This window comes from Ancylomarina subtilis, from assembly GCF_004217115.1.
Lineage (GTDB): Bacteria > Bacteroidota > Bacteroidia > Bacteroidales > Marinifilaceae > Ancylomarina > Ancylomarina subtilis.
In genome coordinates this window covers 2505963-2527360 of the sequence record NZ_SHKN01000001.1, presented here as the reverse complement: position 1 = coordinate 2527360, position 21398 = coordinate 2505963, and the positions used below count along the sequence as shown (strand labels likewise).

21 protein-coding genes are annotated in these 21398 nt (G+C 37.7%); 14 read left to right on the top strand and 7 right to left on the bottom strand.

All coding sequences use genetic code 11. The features are described 5' to 3' along the window. Positions 1–59 precede the first annotated feature (59 nt). The 6 genes from kamE (at position 60) to EV201_RS10365 (ending at position 6223) form a co-directional block, all read left to right on the top strand. The gene (gene kamE, locus EV201_RS10390; protein ID WP_130307499.1) at positions 60–848 is read left to right on the top strand and encodes a lysine 5,6-aminomutase subunit beta; all 789 of its coding nucleotides are present in this window, start codon (positions 60–62) and stop codon (positions 846–848) included. Positions 849–915: 67 nt separating this feature from the next. Next, positions 916–1578, top strand: a complete 663-nt coding sequence (locus EV201_RS10385) for a 3-oxoacid CoA-transferase subunit B (RefSeq protein ID WP_130307498.1) — start codon at positions 916–918, stop codon at positions 1576–1578. A 96-nt stretch (positions 1579–1674) separates the two neighbouring features. Further along, a complete protein-coding gene (locus EV201_RS10380) occupies positions 1675–2880 on the top strand; it encodes an acetyl-CoA C-acetyltransferase (RefSeq protein ID WP_130307497.1) in 1206 nt (401 codons plus the stop codon). Positions 2881–3246: 366 nt separating this feature from the next. Then, complete coding sequence (locus tag EV201_RS10375; protein WP_130307496.1) at positions 3247–4386, top strand: acyl-CoA dehydrogenase; 1140 nt, start codon at positions 3247–3249, stop codon at positions 4384–4386. A 49-nt stretch (positions 4387–4435) separates the two neighbouring features. After that, on the top strand, positions 4436–5218 hold the full coding sequence (locus tag EV201_RS10370) for an electron transfer flavoprotein subunit beta/FixA family protein (protein WP_130307495.1): 783 nt from the start codon (positions 4436–4438) through the stop codon (positions 5216–5218). A gap of 12 nt (positions 5219–5230) precedes the next feature. Beyond that, the gene (locus EV201_RS10365) at positions 5231–6223 is read left to right on the top strand and encodes an electron transfer flavoprotein subunit alpha/FixB family protein (protein ID WP_130307494.1); all 993 of its coding nucleotides are present in this window, start codon (positions 5231–5233) and stop codon (positions 6221–6223) included. A 137-nt stretch (positions 6224–6360) separates the two neighbouring features. Here the strand turns inward: EV201_RS10365 and EV201_RS10360 are convergent, their stop codons facing one another. From EV201_RS10360 to EV201_RS10350, 3 genes are all read right to left on the bottom strand, one after another. Next, on the bottom strand, positions 6361–7044 hold the full coding sequence (locus tag EV201_RS10360) for a transposase (protein ID WP_130307493.1): 684 nt from the start codon (positions 7042–7044) through the stop codon (positions 6361–6363). Positions 7045–7157: 113 nt separating this feature from the next. Then, positions 7158–8105 carry a tetratricopeptide repeat protein gene (locus EV201_RS10355; protein ID WP_130307492.1) on the bottom strand — a complete coding sequence of 316 codons (948 nt, stop codon included), beginning with the start codon at positions 8103–8105 and terminating at the stop codon, positions 7158–7160. Between the two features lie 16 nt (positions 8106–8121). Then, entirely contained in the window at positions 8122–8778 is a 657-nt protein-coding gene (locus EV201_RS10350; RefSeq protein WP_130307491.1) for a toxin-antitoxin system YwqK family antitoxin, read from the bottom strand. A 412-nt stretch (positions 8779–9190) separates the two neighbouring features. Here EV201_RS10350 and EV201_RS10345 point away from each other — a divergent pair, with 412 nt between their 5' ends. Beyond that, a complete protein-coding gene (locus EV201_RS10345; protein WP_130307490.1) occupies positions 9191–9823 on the top strand; it encodes a DEAD/DEAH box helicase in 633 nt (210 codons plus the stop codon). An 81-nt stretch (positions 9824–9904) separates the two neighbouring features. On the opposite strand, the gene EV201_RS10340 is transcribed toward EV201_RS10345, so the two are convergent. Next, complete coding sequence (locus EV201_RS10340) at positions 9905–11215, bottom strand: KamA family radical SAM protein (RefSeq protein ID WP_242610474.1); 1311 nt, start codon at positions 11213–11215, stop codon at positions 9905–9907. 631 nt (positions 11216–11846) lie between these two features. Between EV201_RS10340 and EV201_RS10335 the strand changes: the two genes are divergently transcribed. The 4 genes from EV201_RS10335 to EV201_RS10320 all read left to right on the top strand — a co-directional run bounded on the left by EV201_RS10335 (position 11847) and on the right by EV201_RS10320 (position 15636). Beyond that, the gene (locus tag EV201_RS10335; RefSeq protein WP_130307489.1) at positions 11847–13103 is read left to right on the top strand and encodes a peptidase U32 family protein; all 1257 of its coding nucleotides are present in this window, start codon (positions 11847–11849) and stop codon (positions 13101–13103) included. 41 nt (positions 13104–13144) lie between these two features. Further along, entirely contained in the window at positions 13145–13654 is a 510-nt protein-coding gene (locus EV201_RS10330; protein WP_130307488.1) for a peroxiredoxin family protein, read from the top strand. A 34-nt stretch (positions 13655–13688) separates the two neighbouring features. After that, the gene (locus tag EV201_RS10325; RefSeq protein ID WP_242610473.1) at positions 13689–14492 is read left to right on the top strand and encodes a DUF2797 domain-containing protein; all 804 of its coding nucleotides are present in this window, start codon (positions 13689–13691) and stop codon (positions 14490–14492) included. A gap of 127 nt (positions 14493–14619) precedes the next feature. Continuing rightward, positions 14620–15636: a branched-chain amino acid aminotransferase gene (locus EV201_RS10320; protein ID WP_130307487.1), complete on the top strand. Its 1017-nt coding sequence runs from the start codon at positions 14620–14622 to the stop codon at positions 15634–15636. Between the two features lie 52 nt (positions 15637–15688). Here EV201_RS10320 and EV201_RS10315 read toward each other — a convergent pair whose 3' ends face one another. From EV201_RS10315 to hemN, 3 genes are all read right to left on the bottom strand, one after another. Continuing rightward, a complete protein-coding gene (locus EV201_RS10315) occupies positions 15689–16471 on the bottom strand; it encodes an alpha/beta hydrolase family protein (protein WP_130307486.1) in 783 nt (260 codons plus the stop codon). Between the two features lie 148 nt (positions 16472–16619). Continuing rightward, positions 16620–17969, bottom strand: a complete 1350-nt coding sequence (locus tag EV201_RS10310) for a YihY/virulence factor BrkB family protein (RefSeq protein ID WP_130307485.1) — start codon at positions 17967–17969, stop codon at positions 16620–16622. A gap of 51 nt (positions 17970–18020) precedes the next feature. Then, positions 18021–19385: an oxygen-independent coproporphyrinogen III oxidase gene (gene hemN / locus EV201_RS10305; RefSeq protein WP_130307484.1), complete on the bottom strand. Its 1365-nt coding sequence runs from the start codon at positions 19383–19385 to the stop codon at positions 18021–18023. A gap of 217 nt (positions 19386–19602) precedes the next feature. Here hemN and EV201_RS10300 point away from each other — a divergent pair, with 217 nt between their 5' ends. The 3 genes from EV201_RS10300 to EV201_RS10290 all read left to right on the top strand — a co-directional run bounded on the left by EV201_RS10300 (position 19603) and on the right by EV201_RS10290 (position 21219). Further along, a complete protein-coding gene (locus EV201_RS10300; protein WP_207224433.1) occupies positions 19603–20229 on the top strand; it encodes a glutathione peroxidase in 627 nt (208 codons plus the stop codon). 389 nt (positions 20230–20618) lie between these two features. Continuing rightward, entirely contained in the window at positions 20619–20996 is a 378-nt protein-coding gene (locus EV201_RS10295) for a bactofilin family protein (protein ID WP_130307483.1), read from the top strand. Continuing rightward, on the top strand, positions 20974–21219 hold the full coding sequence (locus EV201_RS10290) for an AtpZ/AtpI family protein (RefSeq protein WP_130307482.1): 246 nt from the start codon (positions 20974–20976) through the stop codon (positions 21217–21219). Before EV201_RS10295 ends, EV201_RS10290 begins: the two co-directional genes overlap by 23 nt. Positions 21220–21398 lie beyond the last annotated feature (179 nt).

The following is a 21398-nucleotide window of genomic DNA, read 5'->3' as shown; positions in this document are numbered from 1 at the left end:
TGATAAAGAGTCGATAATTAATAAGGATCGATTCAAATAAAATATAGGAGATAAGCAAAATGAGTGGAGGACTTTATTCTACCAGTTCGAATGATTTCGATAAGACCTTAGATCTAACTAAAATTAAGCCTTACGGCGATACCATGAACGATGGTAAGACGCAGGTGAGTTTCACACTTCCTGTAGCTAAAGGCGAGGAAGCTGTTGAGGCTGCTAAGCAGATGATGAGAAAAATGGGTTTCGAAGACGTTCAGGTGGTGTTCGTTCAGGAGCTAATGGAAGGGTTTACCTTTTTCAACTGCTATGGTAGTTCAATTCACACTGTTGATTTTACCAGTATTGTTGTACCAAAGGTAGAATCGACTACTATGGATATGCACGAGACTGATGATTTCATTAAAGAGCATATCGGACGTGAGGTTGTGGTCGTTGGTGCCAGTACAGGTACTGATGCGCACACCGTGGGTATCGATGCGATTATGAACATGAAGGGTTTTGCAGGTCACTACGGTTTGGAGCGTTACGAAATGATTGAGGCTCTAAATATGGGATCTCAGGTACCAAACGAGGAGTTCATTGCTAAAGCTATCGAAATGAAAGCTGATGTGCTTTTGGTTTCGCAAACAGTTACTCAAAAAGATGTTCACATTCAAAACCTTGTTGAACTCGTTGAGATGCTTGAAGCAGAAGGTTTACGTGATAAGGTAATTTTAATTTGTGGAGGTCCTCGTATTTCTCACGAATTAGCAAAAGAGCTTGGTTATGATGCAGGTTTCGGTATGAATAAATATGCTGATGACGTGGCTTCGTATTTGGCTCAAGAACTTGATAGAAGAATCAACCAATAGACTTATAATTCTGTAAAGACGTCATACATGACGTCTCTACAGAATATAAACAAAACAACATACCACAATGGATAAAAAAGAAATCAGAGAGATTATCGCAAAGCGTTCAGCTCTTGAATTACAAGATGGTGATGTAGTAAACTTAGGAATTGGTTTGCCTACATTTATCCCTAATTATGTACCTGAAAATGTTAACGTGATTCTTCAATCGGAGAATGGTTTGCTTGGCATGGGAGCAGTTCCTGCCGAAGGGGAAGAAGATAAGGATTTTGTAAACGCTGGTGGCGGGCACATTACGTATAAGCAAGGTGCAAGTAGTTTTGACTCAGCAGCTTCTTTTGCTATTATCCGAGGCGGACATGTTGATGTAACTTTTTTGGGAGCTCTTCAGGTTGATGAAAAAGGGAATCTTGCTAACTGGATGATTCCAGGTAAGAAAACGCCGGGAATGGGTGGTGCCATGGACCTTATTGTAGGTGCTAAACGTGTTATTCTATCGATGGAGCATACGGCAAGAGGGAATCATAAAATTATGACTGAGTGTAATTTACCATTAACTGCTGCAGGACAAGTTGAGATGATTATCACTGAAATGGGCGTGATGAAAATTACTCCAAAAGGAATACTTTTAACAGAGATTAATCCAATGTTTACTGTTGAGCAGGTACAGGAAGCAACCGATGCAAAATTGATTATTGCAGAGGATTTAGCTGAAATGAAACAAGCCTAATTTAAAGAACAGGTTATCGGTTTTCTGTTATCGGTTTTTGATCAACTGATAACCGACAGCTGATAACTGAAAACTCACAAAATAATAGTTATCACCATGAGTAAAGTATATATCGTTGCAGCCAAAAGAACGGCTCTAGGAAAATTTTTAGGAAGTTTAACTCCGGTTACTGCTGCTGATTTAGCTGCAGGTGTTATCAAAAATATTATTGAAGAAACAAAGATTGATGCTTCAAAACTTGATGAAGTTGTTGTAGGGAATATCCTTATGGCAGGTCAAGGACAGGGTGTTGCTCGTCAGGCTTCAATTAAAGCAGGTGTGCCTCAAGAAGTACCAGCTTACGGAATCAACATGATTTGTGGTTCAGGTATGAAAACCATCAATTTAGCATACTCAAACATCAAATCAGGTGAAGCGAATATGATTATTGCCGGTGGTACTGAGAATATGTCAGCTGCTGGTTTTGTTATGCCAGGTTCAGTTCGTGGCGGACACAAAATGATGGATCTTAAAGCTGTTGACCACATGGTATTCGACGGTTTAACCGATGCTTTCGAAGGTTACCACATGGGAATCACTGCAGAAAATATTGCTGCCAAATACAACTTGACACGTGAAGAGCAGGATGCTTTCGCATTTGCGTCTCAGCAAAAAGCTATGGCAGCACAAGATGCTGGTCATTTCAAGAATGAGATTGTTCCAGTTGAGATCAAATCACGTAAGGAGACCATTACTTTCGATGCGGATGAGTTTATCAATCGTCGCACCAGCGAAGAAAAATTAGGTGGTTTACGTCCGGCTTTCAAAAAGGATGGTACGGTAACGGCTGGTAATGCTTCTGGTATTAACGATGGTGCAGCTTTCGTATTGGTTGCTTCTGAGGAGGCTGTAAAAGAGCATAACCTAACACCTCTTGCTGAAATTGTAGCAACTGGTCAGGGTGGTGTTGATCCAGCTATCATGGGTATGGGACCCGTTCCAGCTATTGCTAGCGCATTGAAAAAGGCAGACATGAAATTAACTGACATGGACGTGTTGGAATTAAATGAAGCTTTTGCGGCTCAATCATTGGGTGTGGTTAAGCAATTGTGCGAAGATCATGGTGTTGCTCCTGAGTTCTTCTTAGAAAGATGTAATGTTAATGGTGGAGCGATTGCTTTAGGTCACCCAATTGGTGCATCCGGAACACGTATCACAGTGAGTTTGATTCACGAAATGAAACGTACCAATAAGCAATTCGGATTGGCATCACTTTGTATTGGTGGTGGTATGGGAACAGCTTTGATCCTTAAAAACGTTTAATAAATTGTTGAGACTAAATCTCTGATAATTTAAGTCTTAACTGCATTATATATAATCGGTTGTTGGTTTGTAAAAAAATCAGCAACCGATTTTTTTTGGAATTGCGAAAATTGGCCGCTTGAAGATTAAATGAGAGGAGATCTTTATATTTTGGATGAATGAGTTATTTGTGTGAAGTATTGTTAAATATTTAACAACTTGTAATGTTTGTGTTGAAAAATTCTAATTTTCTGATATATAACATATCATGTTGTATCGAAATTCGTTTTTACTAAGCTTTCTTTGTAGTGAAAATTAGCAATTAAAGAAATTTTTCCGGATTAAGCCCAAACTTGATCTGAAACTTAATTTTGAAATAATACATTAATGAACTTTAGCCTTACAAAAGAACAGGAGTTGTTCCAGCAAATGATTAGGGATTTTGCTGAAAACGAAGTGAAGCCACTTGCTGCAGAAGTTGATGAGCAGGAGCGTTTCCCAATCGAAACGGTTGAGAAAATGGCGAAGATTGGAATTATGGGAATTCCAATTCCAAAGCAATATGGTGGAGCAGGTGGAAATAACCTGATGTATTCTATGGCTGTTGAAGAACTTTCAGCAGTATGTGGTACAACTGGTGTTATTGTTTCGGCTCACACGTCTTTGTGTGCAGCACCTATTTTAGAGCACGGTACTGAAGAGCAAAAGCAAAAATATTTACCAAAGCTTGCTTCGGGTGAGTGGATTGGTGCTTTTGGTTTAACAGAACCCAATGCGGGTACTGATGCAGCTGGTCAGCAAACAACTGCGGTTGAAGATGGTGATAACTATATCATTAATGGATCTAAGATTTTCATTACCAATGCAGAATATGCACATGTTTATGTGATTTTTGCGATGACTGATAAGTCGCAGGGAACCCGTGGAATTACAGCATTCATCATTGAAAAAGGAACACCTGGTTTCTCTATCGGTAAGAAAGAGAAGAAAATGGGGATTAAAGGTTCTGCAACTTGTGAACTCATCTTCGAAAACTGCGTATTGCCTAAAGCAAACATGCTGGGTAAATTGAGTAAAGGTTTTGGTATTGCGATGAAAACCCTTGATGGTGGTCGTATTGGTATCGCTGCTCAGGCTCTTGGATTAGCTCAAGGTGCTATTAATGAAACCGTGAAATATGTGAAAGAAAGAAAACAGTTTGGTCGTGCCATTTCTGCTTTCCAGAACACACAGTTCCAGTTGGCTGATATGAATACTAAGACTGAGGCTTCTCGTATGTTGGTTCGTAAAGCGGCTTATAAAAAAGATAATAAAATAGCTTATTCTGTTGATGCAGCTATGGCTAAGCTTTATGCAGCCGAAACAGCTATGGAGGTAACAAACAAAGCCGTTCAACTGCACGGTGGTTATGGTTACACTCGTGAATATCCGGTTGAGCGTATGATGCGTGATGCTAAGATTACTGAAATCTACGAAGGAACTTCTGAAGTTCAGAGAATGGTTATTTCAGCTAACATGCTTAAATAAGCATAGGGGGTAAAAGCGATTAGTTACGAGAATCTAAAAGAATAAGAAAATGAAAATAGTTGTCTGTATAAAGCAGGTTCCTGATACGACTGAGATTAAAATCGATCCAAAAACAGGAACTCTAATCAGAGAAGGCGTACCAAGTATTATCAACCCGGATGATAAGGGTGGTTTGGAAATGGCGCTACAGTTAAAAGAAGAAAAGGGTGCTCACGTAACCGTGATTACTATGGGGCCTCCTCAAGCGGATTTAATTCTTCGTGAAGCATTCGCAATGGGAGCCGATAGAGCCATCCATTTGACCGATAGAAAATTTGCGGGAGCTGATACTCTTGCAACATCATATGCGCTTGCAGGAGCGCTTAAAAAGCTTGATTTCGACCTTTTGATTACAGGTCGTCAGGCGATTGATGGGGATACTGCTCAGGTGGGACCTCAAATTGCTGAGCACCTTGATTTACCTCAGGTATCTTACCTTGAAGATCTGAAATTTGACGGTGACAAAACGTTCACGATGAAACGTCATATCGAAGAGGGATATCAAATTCTTGAGGTGGAAGCACCTTGTGTGGTAACTGTTCTTGCTTCAGCTAATTCGCCTCGTTATATGAGTGTAGGCGGTATTGTAGATGCTTACCAGAAAGAAGTTGAAGTTTGGGGTAAAGACCAAATTGAAGTGGATGAAACACTATTGGGTCTTAAAGGATCACCAACAAGTGTGCATAAAGCATTTGCTCGTGGCTTGAAGCCAGCTGGTGAACTTTACGAGGTGGAAACCGATGAGGCAGTAGGAATCATTATTAACAAGATGAAAGAAAAATTCATTCTATAAATCGTTGAGACTATGAATTTAGAAGATTACAAAGGCATATATGTTTTTATTGAGCAGCGCGAAGGCCTTGTTCAGAATGTGGCATTGGAACTTTTGGGACAAGCACGACGATTGGCAGATGAATTAAACGATAAGGTTTATGCGATGCTTTTAGGGCATAATATTGCCGATAAAGCACAAGGATTGATTGCTGCTGGTGCTGACGAGGTTTTGGTTGTTGATGCGCCGGAATTGGCAGATTATACCACTGAACCTTATGCTCAGGCTATTTGCCAAATCATTAATGATAGAAAACCAGATTCAGTATTGATCGGAGCTACGACTATTGGTCGTGACCTGGGACCTCGTGTTTCGGCTCGTGTTAAAACGGGTTTAACAGCTGACTGTACTAAGATTGAAGTGGGAGCGAACCGTGAGTTGTTGATGACACGTCCGGCTTTTGGTGGTAATTTAATGGCAACTATCGTTTGTAAAAATCACCGTCCACAAATGGGAACCGTTCGTCCGGGTGTATTGTTTGCAATGGATGCTGACGCTGCTCGCGAAGGTGTTATTACTGACTATAAGGTGAATTTCGATGCCTCTAAGATTAAGGTGAAATTGGTTAAAACCGTTAAGGAAGAAACCGATCTAATTGATATTACTGAAGCACGTATTCTGGTTTCAGGAGGTCGTGGTATTGGTAACCAGGAAGGTTTCGAAGCCATGGATTCGTTGGCTAAAACACTTGATGCTGAAGTTTCAGCTTCTCGTGCTATGGTTGATGCGGGTTATATCGGACACGAACGTCAGGTAGGACAGACGGGTAAAACGGTACGTCCGGACCTTTATTTTGCATTCGGTATCTCAGGAGCCATTCAGCACGTTGCAGGTATGGAAGATTCCGATTTGATTATCGCAGTAAACAAAGACAAGCACGCACCCATTTTTCAGGTAGCTGACTTGGGTATTGTTGGAGATGCTAAGCAAATCATCAAAAAACTAAACGAGAGATTGAAGAAGTAATCTTATCGTTTATTAGATATAGAAACCTGACAGGTTTATTTACGAGATGTAGATAAAACTTGTCAGGTTTTTGTTTGGTTTAGTTTGAAACCTGACGGAGTCTTTAGACCCGTCAGAGTTTTAAAAATGATATAAGATTAGATCTCTAACCATTCTTCCAGTTTCATAAAGTCGATATGCTGCTGATGCATGAACTTAAAATTCGTTATTTCGTCGAACCAACCAACAACTTCGTTCTTTAATAGCCTTGTTGGTTTGTCTGATAAACAGCTCAGATAGCTACTCCATGGATAGTCTAGTGCCATATCAGTAAAACCATGATGAATGGGGTTGTTGTGGATGTATAGCACTAATGTCATAAGATAAGTTTCATCATCTATCTGTTTTCTTCTGAAAGGATGTTCAAATAGAGAGCCTGTTCGCTGATATTTTTTGTTAATATATTTTGCGTAAGCATTGAAAAGGTGTGAAAAGTGTTTGGTAGGATTTGGCTTTTTAATACCAACTCTATCAGGTCCTTCGGACTCTGATAGGTTTCCATCTGGTTCGGTTTGAAACCTGACGGAGTCTTTAGCCCCTTCAGAGTTTAAATTTTTATAAACCCCAATTTCCTTCTCAGACTTTATTCTAATCAACAAATGAAAATGATTAGGCATCAAGACCCAAGCAAAAGTATCTGCAATAGGCTCAATATACTTCTCGTACAACCTTAAGAAATGCTTGTAGTCCTTTGACTCTTGAAATAAATCACATCGGTTGATACCTCTATTATATACATGATAATAGGATTCAAACTCTAAGGGAATATGAGTCGTTACCATATTGCTTTTGTGTTTAGATTAAAGCAAACATGAAGTTAGAAATAAATCGATTGATCAACAAAAGAAAACCAACATTGTGAGTTGATAATAATTAATATATAAGTTTTATATCATTATTTCTTCAATTTCTTTTTTAAGCTTTGGTAGTAACCACATGCATCATCATAACCACCCAAATCGCAGGCTTTTTTAAAATCGACGTAAGCCTTATTATGTTTTCCAAGAAAATTATAAGCCAAACCTCTGTTGTAATAAGTGACACTTGATTTTGCATATATTTTAATGGATGCATCCAGATATTTGATTGCCTTTTCATATTTACCCTGTCTGGTGAATATTAAAGCAATATTATTGTACAAGCTCGGATTCATTGGATTTAGTTTTAAAGCTTCCCGGTAATCAAGAATGGCGCCAACTGGATTATTTAGCTTATTATTGCAAGCTCCTCTTATTGTATAAACACTCTCATCCCTAAAAGTTGGATTGATTTTTAGGACCTTATTGCAATATTTGGCAGCTCGGCTATAATCTTTTAGTTTGAAATATGCCGATGCTAAATTAAATAGAGTTTCTGAATGATCTGATTGGTATTTGATGGCCTTGTTTAACTTTTTAGCTGCTTCTTTATACCTCTTCTGTTGATAGTCAATGCGTGCAAGTCCATTTATTGCTGCAACTGATTTAGGGTCTTTTTTAAGAATAGATTGATAGATCTCTATGGCTTCTGATACATTTCTTGTTCGGGAAATGGCTTTTGCCTTAGTACAAAGAGCGTCAGTGTCATTAGGATTCAGATCGAGTGCCCAATTGGCATTTAAGACTGCTGTTCTATATTGTTTTTTTGCAATGGATATGTTTGCTTTTCCAATATAAGCTTTGTAATATGTAGAATCTGACTCAAGTATGAAATCAAGAATTGCATTGGCTTGCTCAAATTGATTTGCTTTATATTTTTCAAGGCTGGTTTGGAACATCTTATCCAAACTTGTTTTGTCTTGTGCGTAAGATGATAATTTTACTGATATCAATAGTACAGTAATGATCAAATATTTTAATTTCATTTTTATATGGAATGTATTAATAAATGGATATTCCCCTTATTTCTAGTTTTTCTTTTTTAATCTCAAAAGCTATTTCAACGCAGGCTTCATCAATTCTAAACTGATTTATTGCTGGAGACCATTTTTTGGTTATAACATCCATTACACGTAAAATTTCTTTTTCAAATATGGGATGTGGGTGATCTAAAATGCAAATATCTTTCATTTCTCCGTTTTGATTAATTATGAATGAGACAATAGCTTTTCGACTTGCCGATCTAGAATAGTTTACATATGGATATTTGAAATTTTTTAAGATCAATTTCTTTAGGTTTTCTTCACCATCAGGATATTGAGGTCGGATATTTGCTTTTGGTTTGTCTTGTAAAAGATCTCCAGCTTGAGTCCAGTATTTGCTATTTAATAAGCGTCCTCTTGTATATTCTTCCTCTGCACTTTTTTTTCCATTCCTATAAAAATATTGCCACTTACCATCTTTACAACAATGTCTGTATGAGCCTTGTGATTTTATTTGGCCATTTTTGTACCAATTAATTTCCAAACCATTTTTTTTGCCCCTGTGGTATGAGCATATACTTTTTTTATTACCATCTCGATAATAATAGAGACAGGCTCCTTCATCTAAATGTTTCCAGTAAGTTTTAGCATACTCAGATTGTAGCTGTCCAGTCATGAAATAATCTTTAACATGATATAAAGATCCTTTGGGAGTACTGACTGGTATGGTATAATATTCAGCTTTTATTTTTTCTGTTTTTCTCCATCCTTTATCGTAATAGACCGTGTCTTGACTTTGGCAAAGAGATAACAGAGGTGAGCATACTCCTAAAATGATATTAAATGATATTTTTTTGCATTGAATGATTTTATTTGGCTGTTATATCTTCTGATTTTGATAAAGGATATGCAAAGTAATAATATTTATTGTTATGTAGGCGCTGTGTCCTATTTTATCTATTACAAGTAAATGATTAGTATTGATAGTTTGATTTTTTAATTTTATTTCTCTTTACTTGGGATAATTGCCATCTTTGTAGCTGAATTTGTACCCATTGTATATGGGGTACTTTGATTAATTAGAAGATATGTTTTTAAAGAAACTAGACGAACAGCTAACGATTGCTCTTGAACAGGAGGGGTTCGAAAAGCCAACTCCCATACAAAAGCAAAGTATTGGTAAGATGAAAAGTGGACGTGATTGTCTCTTTATAGCGCCTGAGAAATCGGGTAAAACATCTGCCATCGTGATTACCCTTATTCAAAAACTGAAAGAAGCTTTTGAAGATGTGCCCAGAGCTTTAATTGTTGTGGAAGATAGAGCAAAGGCTGAGGCGTTGAAAGAGCAGTTCGATATTTTGGCTGAACATACCGATTTACGTGTTTTCGCTGTTTTTCAGGGTGAGAATATTTTGAAACAACGCGACAGAGTGTATGCCGGCTGCGATGTGTTAATAGGACCTGCGAAGTTTTTGAATGAACTTTATTCCAGTTCGGGAATGAATTTGAATCGTTTGAAAATGTATATTATCGACGATGCACAGGCTGTGTTTAAGCACGAAATTACATCTCAGATCGATCGATTGACAACCAGTATTCCAGAATCACAACGGATTGTTTTCACAACGGAAATGAATGTTCGAATTCAGGATTATGTGGATTATTATATGCTTGCTCCTGAGATTGTGGAGATTGAAGCGGAAGAGGAAGATGATCAGTAATAGAAAGAGGATTAACTCTCGAATATATTTAAAGCCATCGTTCATTATTGAGCGATGGCTTTTTGTTTTATTGTGTTTGGATTAGTCTTCGTACATGAACTTATCAGCAAAGGCAGGTTCAAGATCGCTTAACCAAAGCGCTTTATCGTTGTATTTTGCAAAGAAGGGTTGTCCGACCCATTTGGGATTTCGTCCTTGCAAGAAATTTAGAACATACTGTTTTTCACCATTAATCTCGGTGATGCCTAATACTTGAACTTTACCCGGGTTTGCTGACATCACTGGTCCGCGAACCGTGCGACAAATGCCACTTACTTGTGAGTAAGCATCGCGAAAAATCGTCCAAGCTTCTTCAAGGGTTAATCCGAAATATTCCTGAGCACCCGTCTCACGAGCCATAAACATATAATAAGGAATCATTCCCATGTCGACCTGCTTTCGCCACATGTTTGCCCACATATCGGCATCATTGTTTAGGTGTTTCAGTAGTGGCGATTGGGTCCTGATATTAGCACCTGTTTCGCGAATGGCCTTTGTTGCCTGGGCTACAGCAGCAGTTTTCAATTCACTAATATGGTTGAAATGTGCCATAAACGACAGACTTAATCCGGCATCAGTAATCGATCTGAATACCTCAAGTAGTTCGGAAGCATCGTCATCTTTTGTATAGCGATATGGCCAGTATGCCAAGGTTTTTGAACCAATACGAATGGTTTTAAGATTAGGAAGATCAGCTTCAAGAATCGCATCGATATAGGTTTTGAAGACTTTTGATTTCATCACCATAGGATCACCTCCTGTAAACAGCAGGTCAGTTACCTCAGGATGTTTCTTTAGATAGGCAATGACAAGATCCACTTCTTTCATGGCAAACTTTAAACCTTCCAATCCTGTAAATTGTGGCCAGCGGAAACAGAATGTGCAATAGGCATGGCACGTTTGCCCCTGAGTTGGAAAAAACAACATGGTTTCGTTGTACTTATGCTGAGCACCCATTAATTCTTCTCCATTCAAAACAGGAACGTTATGGGCTTGTCCTGATGGGTTGGGATTTAGGGTAAGTCGGATTTCGTTTGATGCTTTTGTAATTTCTTTAGTCGGGGCTTCGTTGCGAATTAATTCAGCCATCTTGTCGAAATATTTTTTCGAAAGCATCCCCTTCTGTGGAAAAGTCAGCCTAAAAATAGCATCTTCATTAAAGTTATCCCAATCAATCAATTCATCTATCACATAGTTGTTAACCTTAAAAGGAAAGATCTCTCCTAACACCTCAATATCAAAAATCTGTTCAGCGCTTAAGTTCTGTATCTGAGGGATCTTTTTAAAGCTTTTTTGTGTATAAACCTTATACTTCATCGAAAAAATATGTTTTTGAGTTGTAAACTTATTCATGCTTGTTTTTACAAACAATCAAGAAACTCTTTATATAAAAGCCTGATTGTCTGAATTTACCGAAAGGACAATTTGACCCATTTACAGGAATATATGTGCAGCCCAACAAAGGGCTCTTAATCCTGATGAAAGGTTAAAGTCCAACTATTTCAAGAACAATGTCTTGTAAACAATACTAAAAAGCTATCAGTAAAAACAATAGAGAAGATATATGTCTCCAGTATGTGGGACGAATATATTTCAATAAGGTTCCGTTTCATTCTAACGGAGGTGGGATTATTTCCTGTAATAATTTTCAATGAATATGAATGAGGAAGAATTTAATCCCGTGAATCAACAATAGCTGGATGCGAATGTACGATATTCAGGAGCTTTAAGCAAAAAATACAAAGAGCTTTACACTAAAATAAAAGACTCGTCTTTCTTTTAATATATTGCATGAGTGCCTGATAAAGATTACTTTTGCTGAAAATCAGGAATTCAGCTGGAATCAAGCCGTTGGGGTTTAGCTAAAATCCTCTGATTTAGATTTGTAAAATTAGACAAAGGTATTGACGAATAGCATTATTCAGACTCATACCTATTAAATATCATATCAAGAGTAGAATCTGATAGTTCATATTAAAAATTCATGAAGCGTACAGATATAGAGTTAATGGCACCGGTGGGATCGTATGAATCCTTAATGGCAGCTATTCAGGGAGGCGCCAACTCCATTTATTTTGGCATTGAACAATTAAATATGCGTGCCCGATCGTCGAATAATTTCACCAAAGATGACTTGCGTGAAATTGTGAAGATCTGCAAAGAGAATCAGGTAAAAACGTACCTGACAGTAAACACAGTTTTGTATGATAATGAGTTGAATTTGATGCACGAGGTGATTGACTCTGCAAAAGAGAATGGTGTGACAGCCATTATTGCATCTGATATATCAGCGATTCTATATGCACGTTCTATTGGCGTTGAGGTTCATATTTCAACCCAGTGTAATATTACCAATATCGAGTCGGTGAAGTTCTATTCTCAATTTGCCGATGTGGTGGTTTTGGCTCGTGAATTGAATTTGGATCAGGTGGCTAATATCCATTATCAAATTCAGAAACAGGATATTCGTGGTCCGAAAGGTGAATTGGTACAAATTGAAATGTTTGCTCACGGTGCTTTATGTATGGCTGTTTCAGGTAAGTGTTATTTAAGTCTTCACGAAAAAGCATCTTCGGCCAATCGCGGCGCTTGCATGCAGACTTGCAGAAAGGCTTATACGGTAACAGAGAAGGAGTCAGGGAATGAATTGGAGATTGATAATCAATATATTATGTCGCCTAAGGATCTGTGTACCATTGGTTTTGTGAATAAATTTATTGATGCCGGTGTTCGTGTGCTTAAGTTTGAAGGTCGGGCCCGCTCTCCGGAATATGTAAAAACGGTACTAAACTGCTATAGTGAAGCTGTTGATGCTTATCTGGATGGGACGTATGGCGAAGAGAAGATTGCCGTTTGGAAGGAAGAATTATCAACGGTTTTCAATCGTGGTTTCTGGGATGGTTATTATATGGGACAAAAGCTAGGCGAGTGGAGTTCGGAATATGGTAATCGTGCAACCAAGCGTAAAATGCTGATTGGAAAGGGGACCAACTATTTTAACAAGATTAAAGTGGCTGAATTCTTATTGGAATCACAGGAATTGTGTGTCGGCGATAAAATATTGATTACCGGACCGACCACCGGGGTGGTAGAAACAACCATAGAAGAGATTCGTGTGGATTTGAAACCCGTTGAGAAAGCCGTAAAAGGTGATAGTTTTTCTATTGCTCTGGATACCGTTATTCGCCGATCAGATAAGCTTTACAAGATTGTAGACGTTAACGAGAACTTACTGCAATAAAACTGAAATAACCGACCACTAAATAATTTAAAACCCAACTCATGAAAAGATTGACATTACTATTACTGGCTTTGGTTTTTACTACCAGCTTATGGGCTGATGGAACCGAAGGGGATCGAACCACAAAAGGACAAATTGCACCCGATTTTGAGGTGACGAGCCTGGATGGCCAGGTTTTTAAGCTATCTGATTTGAAAGGTAAAGTCGTTTTGGTCAACTTTTTTGCAACATGGTGTGGCCCTTGTATGAAAGAGTTACCAGAATTGGAAAAGCAGCTTTGGCCTCGATTTAAGAATGAAAACTTTAAGATGATTTCTATCGGGCGTGAGCATACTAAAGCAGAGTTGAATAAGTTTCAATCAAAAAAGAAATTTACATTTCCTATTGCAGCTGACCCTCAGCGTCATATTTACGGTAAGTATGCTGAGAAATTTATCCCGAGAAATTACATTGTCGACAAAACAGGAAAAATAATCTTTCAAGCGAAAGGCTTCTCTCAAAAAGAGTTGGATGAGATGATGAAGATTATCGAAAAGGCTATAAAAGAATAGATTTAAAAGAAAAAATACGGACTAATTCGATAGAATGATGCTATATAAAGGGAACTTACTTAAAATGCGAACACAACTAAAGGATGTGATTACTTATGAACTTCCTATTGGCGATGCTTTTGTTGATATGAATAGGCTTATTGGTAAAAAACTGACATGGACGTATCTGCATCAGATCAATTGTGTGCATTGCGGTAAGCAAACCAAGACTTCATTCTCGCAAGGCTATTGTTATACGTGCTTTAAATCCTTGCCGGAGACCGATGCCAGCATTATGAATCCGGAGCTGGATGAATCGCACCTGGGTATTTCAAGAGATATGGAATGGTCGAAAGAACATGCATTGAAACCTCACTACGTGTATTTAGCTTATTCAAGTAATCTGAAGGTGGGTGTCACGCGTGAATCTCAGATTCCTACCCGTTGGATTGATCAAGGAGCGGTAAGAGCTATAAAGCTTGCTAAAACGCCGAATCGACATATCGCTGGTGTGATTGAGGTTGCCTTAAAAGAGCACTTTGCTGATAAGACCAATTGGAGAGCGATGCTTAAGGATCAGGGAGAGGTCTCAGTTGATTTAAAAATGGAGAAGCAAAAAGCTGTTGATTTGTTACATCCCGAGCTTCAGCAATATGTGAGTCCCGAAGAAGATGTTTATGAACTGAATTATCCTGTAGAGCAATATCCTGAAAAAATTACAAGCTTTAGTTTTGATAAGCTTGATTCATATGAAGGCGAGTTGAAGGGGATAAAAGGACAGTATTTAATGTTTGATGGCGGTAAAGTTATAAATATTCGGAAACACAACGGATATTTTGTTGAATTGAAAGTAGAATAGACGAAAATCAAACAAATTGAAGGTGAAAAGATCAAATATCTTGATATCTTTGTATTGTATATTTTATACTTAAAAGAACAAAAACACAACAAATATCCTTTACTAATCGTAAAATTCTTAACGAAAGATGGAAAATATAAACTGGAAAGAATTTGGCTTTGGTTATACCAAAACTGATTATAATGTTCGTTGTCACTACCGTGATGGAAAATGGGGAGAATTAGAAGTTTCTTCATCTGATCAGGTAAATGTACATATTGCTGCTACCGGATTGCATTACGGACAGCAAGCTTTCGAAGGTTTAAAAGCATTTAAAGGCCCGGATGGAAAAGTACGAGTGTTCCGTATCGATGAGAACGGAAAACGTCTTCAAAGTTCATCTCATGGTATCATGATGGCTGAAATGCCATTGGAATTGTTTGAAGAAGCTGTCATTAAAGCGATCAAACTGAACGAAAGATGGATTCCTCCATATGAGTCAGGTGCTTCTCTTTATATTCGCCCGGTTCTTTTTGGTAATGGTGCTCAAGTTGGCGTAAGCCCTGCAAGCGAGTATACTTTTGCAGTATTTGTAATGCCAGTAGGTCCATATTTCAAAGAAGGTTTCAAACCAACTGATTACGTGATTTATCGCGAGTACGATCGTGCAGCTCCTCAGGGAACAGGTACAATCAAAGTGGGTGGAAACTATGCTTCATCTTTAAGAGGTGGAACACGTGCTCATGATGAAGGATATTCTGCTGTATTATTCCTTGATGCAAAAGAAAAGAAATACATTGATGAGTGTGGTCCTGCTAACTTTTTCGGAATTAAAGACAACACTTATGTAACTCCAAAGTCAAATTCAATTTTGCCTTCAATTACAAACAAAAGTTTGTGTCAGATTGCTGAAGATTTGGGAATGAACGTAGAGCGCAGACAGATTACTGTTGAGGAATTAGCTGACTTTACCGAGGCAGGTGCTTGTGGTACTGCTGCGGTTATTTCTCCAATTCGTAAGATTGTTGATGCAGATAATAAAGTGGATTATTTCTATGGTGATGAGGCTGGAAAAACTAGCTTCAAATTGTATGAAACACTACGCGGAATTCAGTACGGAACAATTGAAGACAAGCATAACTGGAATACAATCATCGAATTTTAATCTATTCGAAATATAAAATAGGAGAGGGCGTTCATTCAGAACGCCCTCTTTTTTATTTCAGTTGTTTTAAGAAAAGTGCGACTGCCAGCCAATATTCTTCACCGTCAATTTGGTTGATCCACAAAACCCTTGAGCCATGATGGCCATTGCCTTTGGGAATAAACTGAACTTGATTTTCGACAAGTTTGTGTTTGCTTAGTAGTTGACCGACTGATTTTGCTTCCTGTTTTGAACTCGTTAAAAACAGAGGCTTATCAAACTCACTTAAAACATCGATGAGGCTCCCTTTTCTGTCGGCAAAATAATTTCCTGGACTAAAGGCCAATACATAGCTAACTTCATCCATTTCAGCAGCCAAATATAAGGCCAGGGTTGAAGAATAGGAGCTTCCCCATAGAATGACTTTTGTGTTGAATTTAGTATTTGCATAACGAATGGCAGCTCTGATATCCTGTTCGGCATCAAGATAATCAATGGATTTGCCGAGTTTTAGAGCTCTTAGGCTGGTCAGGTTTTGCTGATTGCCAATTGGTCCTCCTGATCGCTGGTCTATCGCCATACAATTGAACCCCATATTATTTAGGCGCTCGGCAATGCCTGCATATTCAAATTTATTGAAACGTGCCTGATGACAAAGTAAAATGAAAGGCGAACTGTCATCAATTTGATAAAGGAGAGCCGAGATTTTGAGTGAATCCGGAGCATAAAATTCAACCCGTTCCGGATATTCTTTCTTCTCTTGGGGGCAAGGCGTTTGAACTGTTTTATCTCTTTTAAGACAACAAGACGTGCTGAGTAGGACACTTGTGATGAGTACTGATAGGAATCGAATCATGAGGATTTAATTTAGGATTAATATTTAAATTTCAAGTCCTTGTCTTTTAAATCAATTCAATAGATGGAAATGTGATGGGTCCAGTTGTTTCAATTTTAGATATTGAGTCTTCCCATTTACATCTTACATTTCATAGTCAAACAAATTATCAATCGATCTCAACATCCTTCAACAGCACATTTCCACTTTCTTTTTCAAATTTTATCTTGTACTCATTAATATGATGAGTTAAGGTGTCAAATACCCTATTTCTTTTCACAGGAATATCATCCGAGCCATAGTCTTCCAGAGAATTGACGACTCTGTTTAAGCTCATGTCTGCAATATCAAAGGCTGGTGCATAAGCTGTTTCTTTATCCCTTCCGGTAGTAAGTTCCGAAAGTAAACCACAATTGACCAGATTAAAGATGATTTCTCGTGTTAAACGAATTGGCATTTCGAGTTCCTGAGAAATATCCTTGGCTCGGTATGGGCGTTTATCCTGAGTAAAGTTTTGGATGATTTTATGAACTACAATTAAACTGAGTAATCGGCGGAAACTATGCGAAATCTGAGTTGATTCAGCCTCAAATTCATAACTCTCGACATTCTGCTCAGCAAATGATATTTCAGCCCCAAAGAGCACGACAAGCCAACTTAATTGTAGCCAAATAAGAAAGAGAGGTAAGGCTGCAAAGCTACCGTATATGGCATTGTATGAGGTCACTCTTCCTTGAAACTCGATGTAGCCAATTTGCAATAGTTGGTAGATTGTACCAGCTACAATACCAGCGAGTATAGCAGATTTGAATTTTACCCGGGTATTGGGCATAAAGGCATAAATACCTGTGAAAAGGATCCAAACCAGAAAGTAAGGGATTAAATTTATTAATGTTACAATTACGGGCCCAATAGCTTCGAGAATACTGTTTCCTACAATGACTTCTCCAATTTTGGATTTGATGAAAACCGTTACAGCACTGGAGCCAATCAAAAGAATGGGACCAAAGATCATGATGGATGTGTAGTCGGAGAATTTTCGCCCCCATGTTCTGCTTTTTTTTATCTGCCAAACGTCATTAAATGCTTCTTCTATATTACTAAGAACCTTAATAACGGACCAAAATAAAATGGCAAAACCCAAACCTGCAATCAATGTTCCTTTGGTATTCTCAAGCATTTTGTTTGCAAATTCAATCAACCAACTCAGAACTTCTTCTTGCCCGGAAAGGCTTTTGGTTAACTCCTTTTCGAGAAGTTTTTCCATGCCAAATCCTTTGGCAATACCAAAAAACATGGCTAAGACGGGAACAACAGATAGCAGAGAATAAAAGGTGAGAGCTGAGGCTCTCAACTGACACTTATCCTCGTAAAACCCTTTGATTGCTAATAAATAGATTCGTAACTGTCTCATTAGAAGATAACGAGAACCGGATAAATCTTTTAATCGCATACTCCAAACACCCTGACTTAGGAAATTCATCAGGTCATTGAAGTGGGTTTTAAGCTTGTTGATCATTTTGCTGACATTTTAGATAACAATACACTATTGCTATGTAAAGCTACAAAATTAGATGGCTTTTGAAAACATATTACTCTCACCGGCTTTGGCATTTCTAAGTCGATTATCGAATAACTTGCAGATGTTGCGCAAGAAAGTCATACCTAAATCAGTCACTTCTAATTTTTCAGAGTCGAATGTTAAGATGCCTTCGTCAGCCATTATCTGCAATTCACTTTCAATGGTTTTGGGCAAGTAAGGTTTTAATTCATTTGAGAACACCAATTCTCTTCTGCACGAAATGTCAAGGATGGCTTTTTTTACTTCTAAATCTTCATCCGTAAGGTTACAGGCTTTAACTAAGTCTAATTCGCCTTTTTCAGAGGCGGCTTTGTATAGGTGTATCTCTTTTGGATTTTGAGCGTAAGCATATTTTGCATCAGAAATAGATGAGGCACCTAACCCAATCAAAAGCTCAGTATGAGATGTATTATAGCCCATGAAGTTTCGGTGAAGACGCTTCTCAATTTTAGCTTGATATAGGTTGTCATGTGGTAGCGAGAAGTGGTCCATTCCCACATCATCGTAGCCTAGTTCAGCAAGTTTCTCTTTCCCTAAGTCATATAAAGCTCTTTTTCCAGCACTGTTTGGAATATCTTCTTCGGTAAACAAACGCTGTCCTTTACTTTTCCATGGTACATGAGCGTATGAGTAATAAGCTATTCGGTCAGGTTTTAGCTCTGAAACTTTATCGAAGGTATCTTTTACTGAGCTTAATTTTTGTTTAGGAAGACCATAAATCAAATCGTAATTAACCGAATGATAGCCGATTTCTCGTGCAATTTCAGTTACCTCTTTAACCGTTTCGTAGGATTGAAGTCGATTGATGACTCTTTGAACCTCCGGGTCAAAATCCTGAACGCCAAAACTTACTCGTCTGAAACCAACTTCGTATAGTGCTTGCATGTGCTCGCGCGTTGTATTGTTGGGGTGCCCTTCGAAACTGAATTCATATTCAGGATGAAGCTCAGATTCTGACTTGATACCATTGATTAATCGTTTCAGATTTTCGGGACTAAAGAAGGTTGGCGTTCCTCCTCCAAGATGAAGTTCCCTTAGTATCGGTTTTTCATCGAATTCATTCAAATAGATTTGCCATTCTTGTAAAAGGGCATCAATATATGAGTCCTCAACCTTGTGGTCTCTGGTTATCACTTTTGTGCAGGCACAATAGGTGCAAAGCCTCTCGCAGTATGGCAGATGAATATAAATACTAATCCCTTTCGTCTGGTTCGACTCTGTAAAACAGCGTTTTACATGTTTGAACCATTGCTTGACATCAGGCGTTTCGTTTCCCCAGAACGGAACCGTTGGGTAACTGGTATATCGTGGTACGGGAACGTTATATTTATCTATTAGAGCTTCTTTATTCATAATATAATGACTTGGTTGTTCTTCAAAATCTATACTGAATCATACAAAGATATCTTTTTTTGTGAATGTTCATTGCTTCGTTCAATTTCTCTTAAAATGGTTTTTATTTTCAATGATTAATATGATTTAATTTAGAGGGAATAATATTTAAGATAATTTTGTCTTTTATTTCATCTTTTATGAATAACTTGCCTGATAAATATTAAAAAGTAGAAAAATGAAAGCAATAACTATTTGTACTATAATCCTAATGAGTCTTTTTGTAATACCATTACAGGCTCAGGAAAAACAGGCTAAATTTTATGATTTTAAGTTGAATTCTTTATCGGGGGAAGAAGTGCCCATGAGTTCTTATAAAGGTAAAGTGGTACTTGTGGTGAACACGGCCAGTAAATGCGGTTTAACACCTCAGTACGAAGGCTTGGAAGCGATGTATGAAAAGTATAAAGATCAGGGTTTGGTAATATTAGGCTTTCCCTGTAATCAGTTTTTAGGACAGGAGCCGGGTAGTTCGACTGAAATTGCAGAATTCTGCCATAAAAATTATGGGGTTAGTTTTCCTATGTTTGAAAAAATTGAAGTGAGGGGTGAAAATGCGCATCCACTTTATAAAATGCTCACCTCACAAAAACCATTTAGGGGGTTTGATGATTCAACATCAGGTCAAAAGTTCAAATCTTTTTTGAGTGAGAAATTTCCGGAAATTTATGAGGGGAATGGGATTAAATGGAATTTTACAAAATTCATAATTGATAGAAGTGGTAAGCTGGTTCGTCGTATCGAACCCAATATTGCACCCAAAGATTTTGAAAAAGAAATTGCAGCAATGCTTAAAGATCTTTAGGCTTATCTCCACAAACATTTTTGGTTTCTAGTTAAAGATGCTCCGGTTTGGGGCATCTTTTTTTCTGATATTTTAAATAAAATTTTAATTAGCACGTTAATCTTAAGGGCTGCATTCTGAGAGAAAGCTATTGGGATTCGAATTTGCTTCATCAAAAGTTGAGTGTGAAAATTAAAAAAGGCTAAAAAAAGATGTAGGTCTGTATGCTTTTTTTATATTTGTGAAACTTGAAAAAAGAATGCGATATTTTGATTAACGATCAGTCGATATGGATAAGCGTTCGGTTTTTGTATGATTAGACTCCTTCTTCGTAAGGTTTAATTCGTTTTAATGGATTATGAAGAAGGTTTGAAAAATAGGTCACTAAAATGTTTAAAAGCGAAAATAAAATGAGCAGAAATAACGAGGTACAAACTACAGCAGTTAATTTAGTTTGCGATGGGACTTCTATCAATGGAGATATTGAAGCCTCAAGAGATATTCGAATTGATGGTTTTGTAAAAGGAAAAATCATTGTAAAAGGTAAGGTTGTTGTTGGTCCTACTGGAAAAGTTGAAGGGGATATTACTTGTCAAACAATTGACGTTTCTGGTCGTATTGAAGGAAATATTCATGTAAGTGAGCTTATCAGTCTTAAATCATCCGCTTTAATTTTGGGTAACATTAATACTGTTAAAATTTCTGTTGAGCCGGGCGCTAAGTTTACAGGTACATGTAAAATGGGAAATGAGGCCGTTGTAAAAGATGAAAAAAAAGCCGTCAAATAAGATAGATGCTGAAAAGAAAAAAAGGCAATTAAGAGAAGCTGCCAGATATTCTGGTCTGGCATTTCAAATGATTGCCATTATACTGTTAGTATTGTTCGCAGGTATGCAAGCTGATAAATATCTGGAAAACGATTTTCCAGGATTCACAGTATTGGGTGCATTTCTGGGGGTGATACTTTCTTTGTATATAGCCCTTAAGGATTTTTTTAAGAAGGATAGCTGAAATCTGTAGACTTTCCGTATTTTCATGGAGATTTTGAACAAATCAATACTTTGATCACATAAAAAAAACTTGAACTGCATGAAAAAACATATTTCCCAACTGGGATTGCTCTCTATAATACTATTAATTCTGACCTTGGGCTTGTTTTATAAAGTTTTGAATCCTTGGTTCAATCCGAT

Coding starts and splice junctions, on each gene's coding strand:
- kamE (WP_130307499.1), top strand. CDS start 60: ATGAGTGGAGGACTTTATTCTACCAGTTCGAATGATTTCGATAAGACC.
- EV201_RS10385 (WP_130307498.1), top strand. CDS start 916: ATGGATAAAAAAGAAATCAGAGAGATTATCGCAAAGCGTTCAGCTCTT.
- EV201_RS10380 (WP_130307497.1), top strand. CDS start 1,675: ATGAGTAAAGTATATATCGTTGCAGCCAAAAGAACGGCTCTAGGAAAA.
- EV201_RS10375 (WP_130307496.1), top strand. CDS start 3,247: ATGAACTTTAGCCTTACAAAAGAACAGGAGTTGTTCCAGCAAATGATT.
- EV201_RS10370 (WP_130307495.1), top strand. CDS start 4,436: ATGAAAATAGTTGTCTGTATAAAGCAGGTTCCTGATACGACTGAGATT.
- EV201_RS10365 (WP_130307494.1), top strand. CDS start 5,231: ATGAATTTAGAAGATTACAAAGGCATATATGTTTTTATTGAGCAGCGC.
- EV201_RS10360 (WP_130307493.1), bottom strand. CDS start 7,044: ATGGTAACGACTCATATTCCCTTAGAGTTTGAATCCTATTATCATGTA.
- EV201_RS10355 (WP_130307492.1), bottom strand. CDS start 8,105: ATGAAATTAAAATATTTGATCATTACTGTACTATTGATATCAGTAAAA.
- EV201_RS10350 (WP_130307491.1), bottom strand. CDS start 8,778: ATGACTGGACAGCTACAATCTGAGTATGCTAAAACTTACTGGAAACAT.
- EV201_RS10345 (WP_130307490.1), top strand. CDS start 9,191: ATGTTTTTAAAGAAACTAGACGAACAGCTAACGATTGCTCTTGAACAG.
- EV201_RS10340 (WP_242610474.1), bottom strand. CDS start 11,215: ATGAATAAGTTTACAACTCAAAAACATATTTTTTCGATGAAGTATAAG.
- EV201_RS10335 (WP_130307489.1), top strand. CDS start 11,847: ATGAAGCGTACAGATATAGAGTTAATGGCACCGGTGGGATCGTATGAA.
- EV201_RS10330 (WP_130307488.1), top strand. CDS start 13,145: ATGAAAAGATTGACATTACTATTACTGGCTTTGGTTTTTACTACCAGC.
- EV201_RS10325 (WP_242610473.1), top strand. CDS start 13,689: ATGATGCTATATAAAGGGAACTTACTTAAAATGCGAACACAACTAAAG.
- EV201_RS10320 (WP_130307487.1), top strand. CDS start 14,620: ATGGAAAATATAAACTGGAAAGAATTTGGCTTTGGTTATACCAAAACT.
- EV201_RS10315 (WP_130307486.1), bottom strand. CDS start 16,471: ATGATTCGATTCCTATCAGTACTCATCACAAGTGTCCTACTCAGCACG.
- EV201_RS10310 (WP_130307485.1), bottom strand. CDS start 17,969: ATGATCAACAAGCTTAAAACCCACTTCAATGACCTGATGAATTTCCTA.
- hemN (WP_130307484.1), bottom strand. CDS start 19,385: ATGAATAAAGAAGCTCTAATAGATAAATATAACGTTCCCGTACCACGA.
- EV201_RS10300 (WP_207224433.1), top strand. CDS start 19,603: ATGAAAGCAATAACTATTTGTACTATAATCCTAATGAGTCTTTTTGTA.
- EV201_RS10295 (WP_130307483.1), top strand. CDS start 20,619: ATGAGCAGAAATAACGAGGTACAAACTACAGCAGTTAATTTAGTTTGC.
- EV201_RS10290 (WP_130307482.1), top strand. CDS start 20,974: ATGAAAAAAAAGCCGTCAAATAAGATAGATGCTGAAAAGAAAAAAAGG.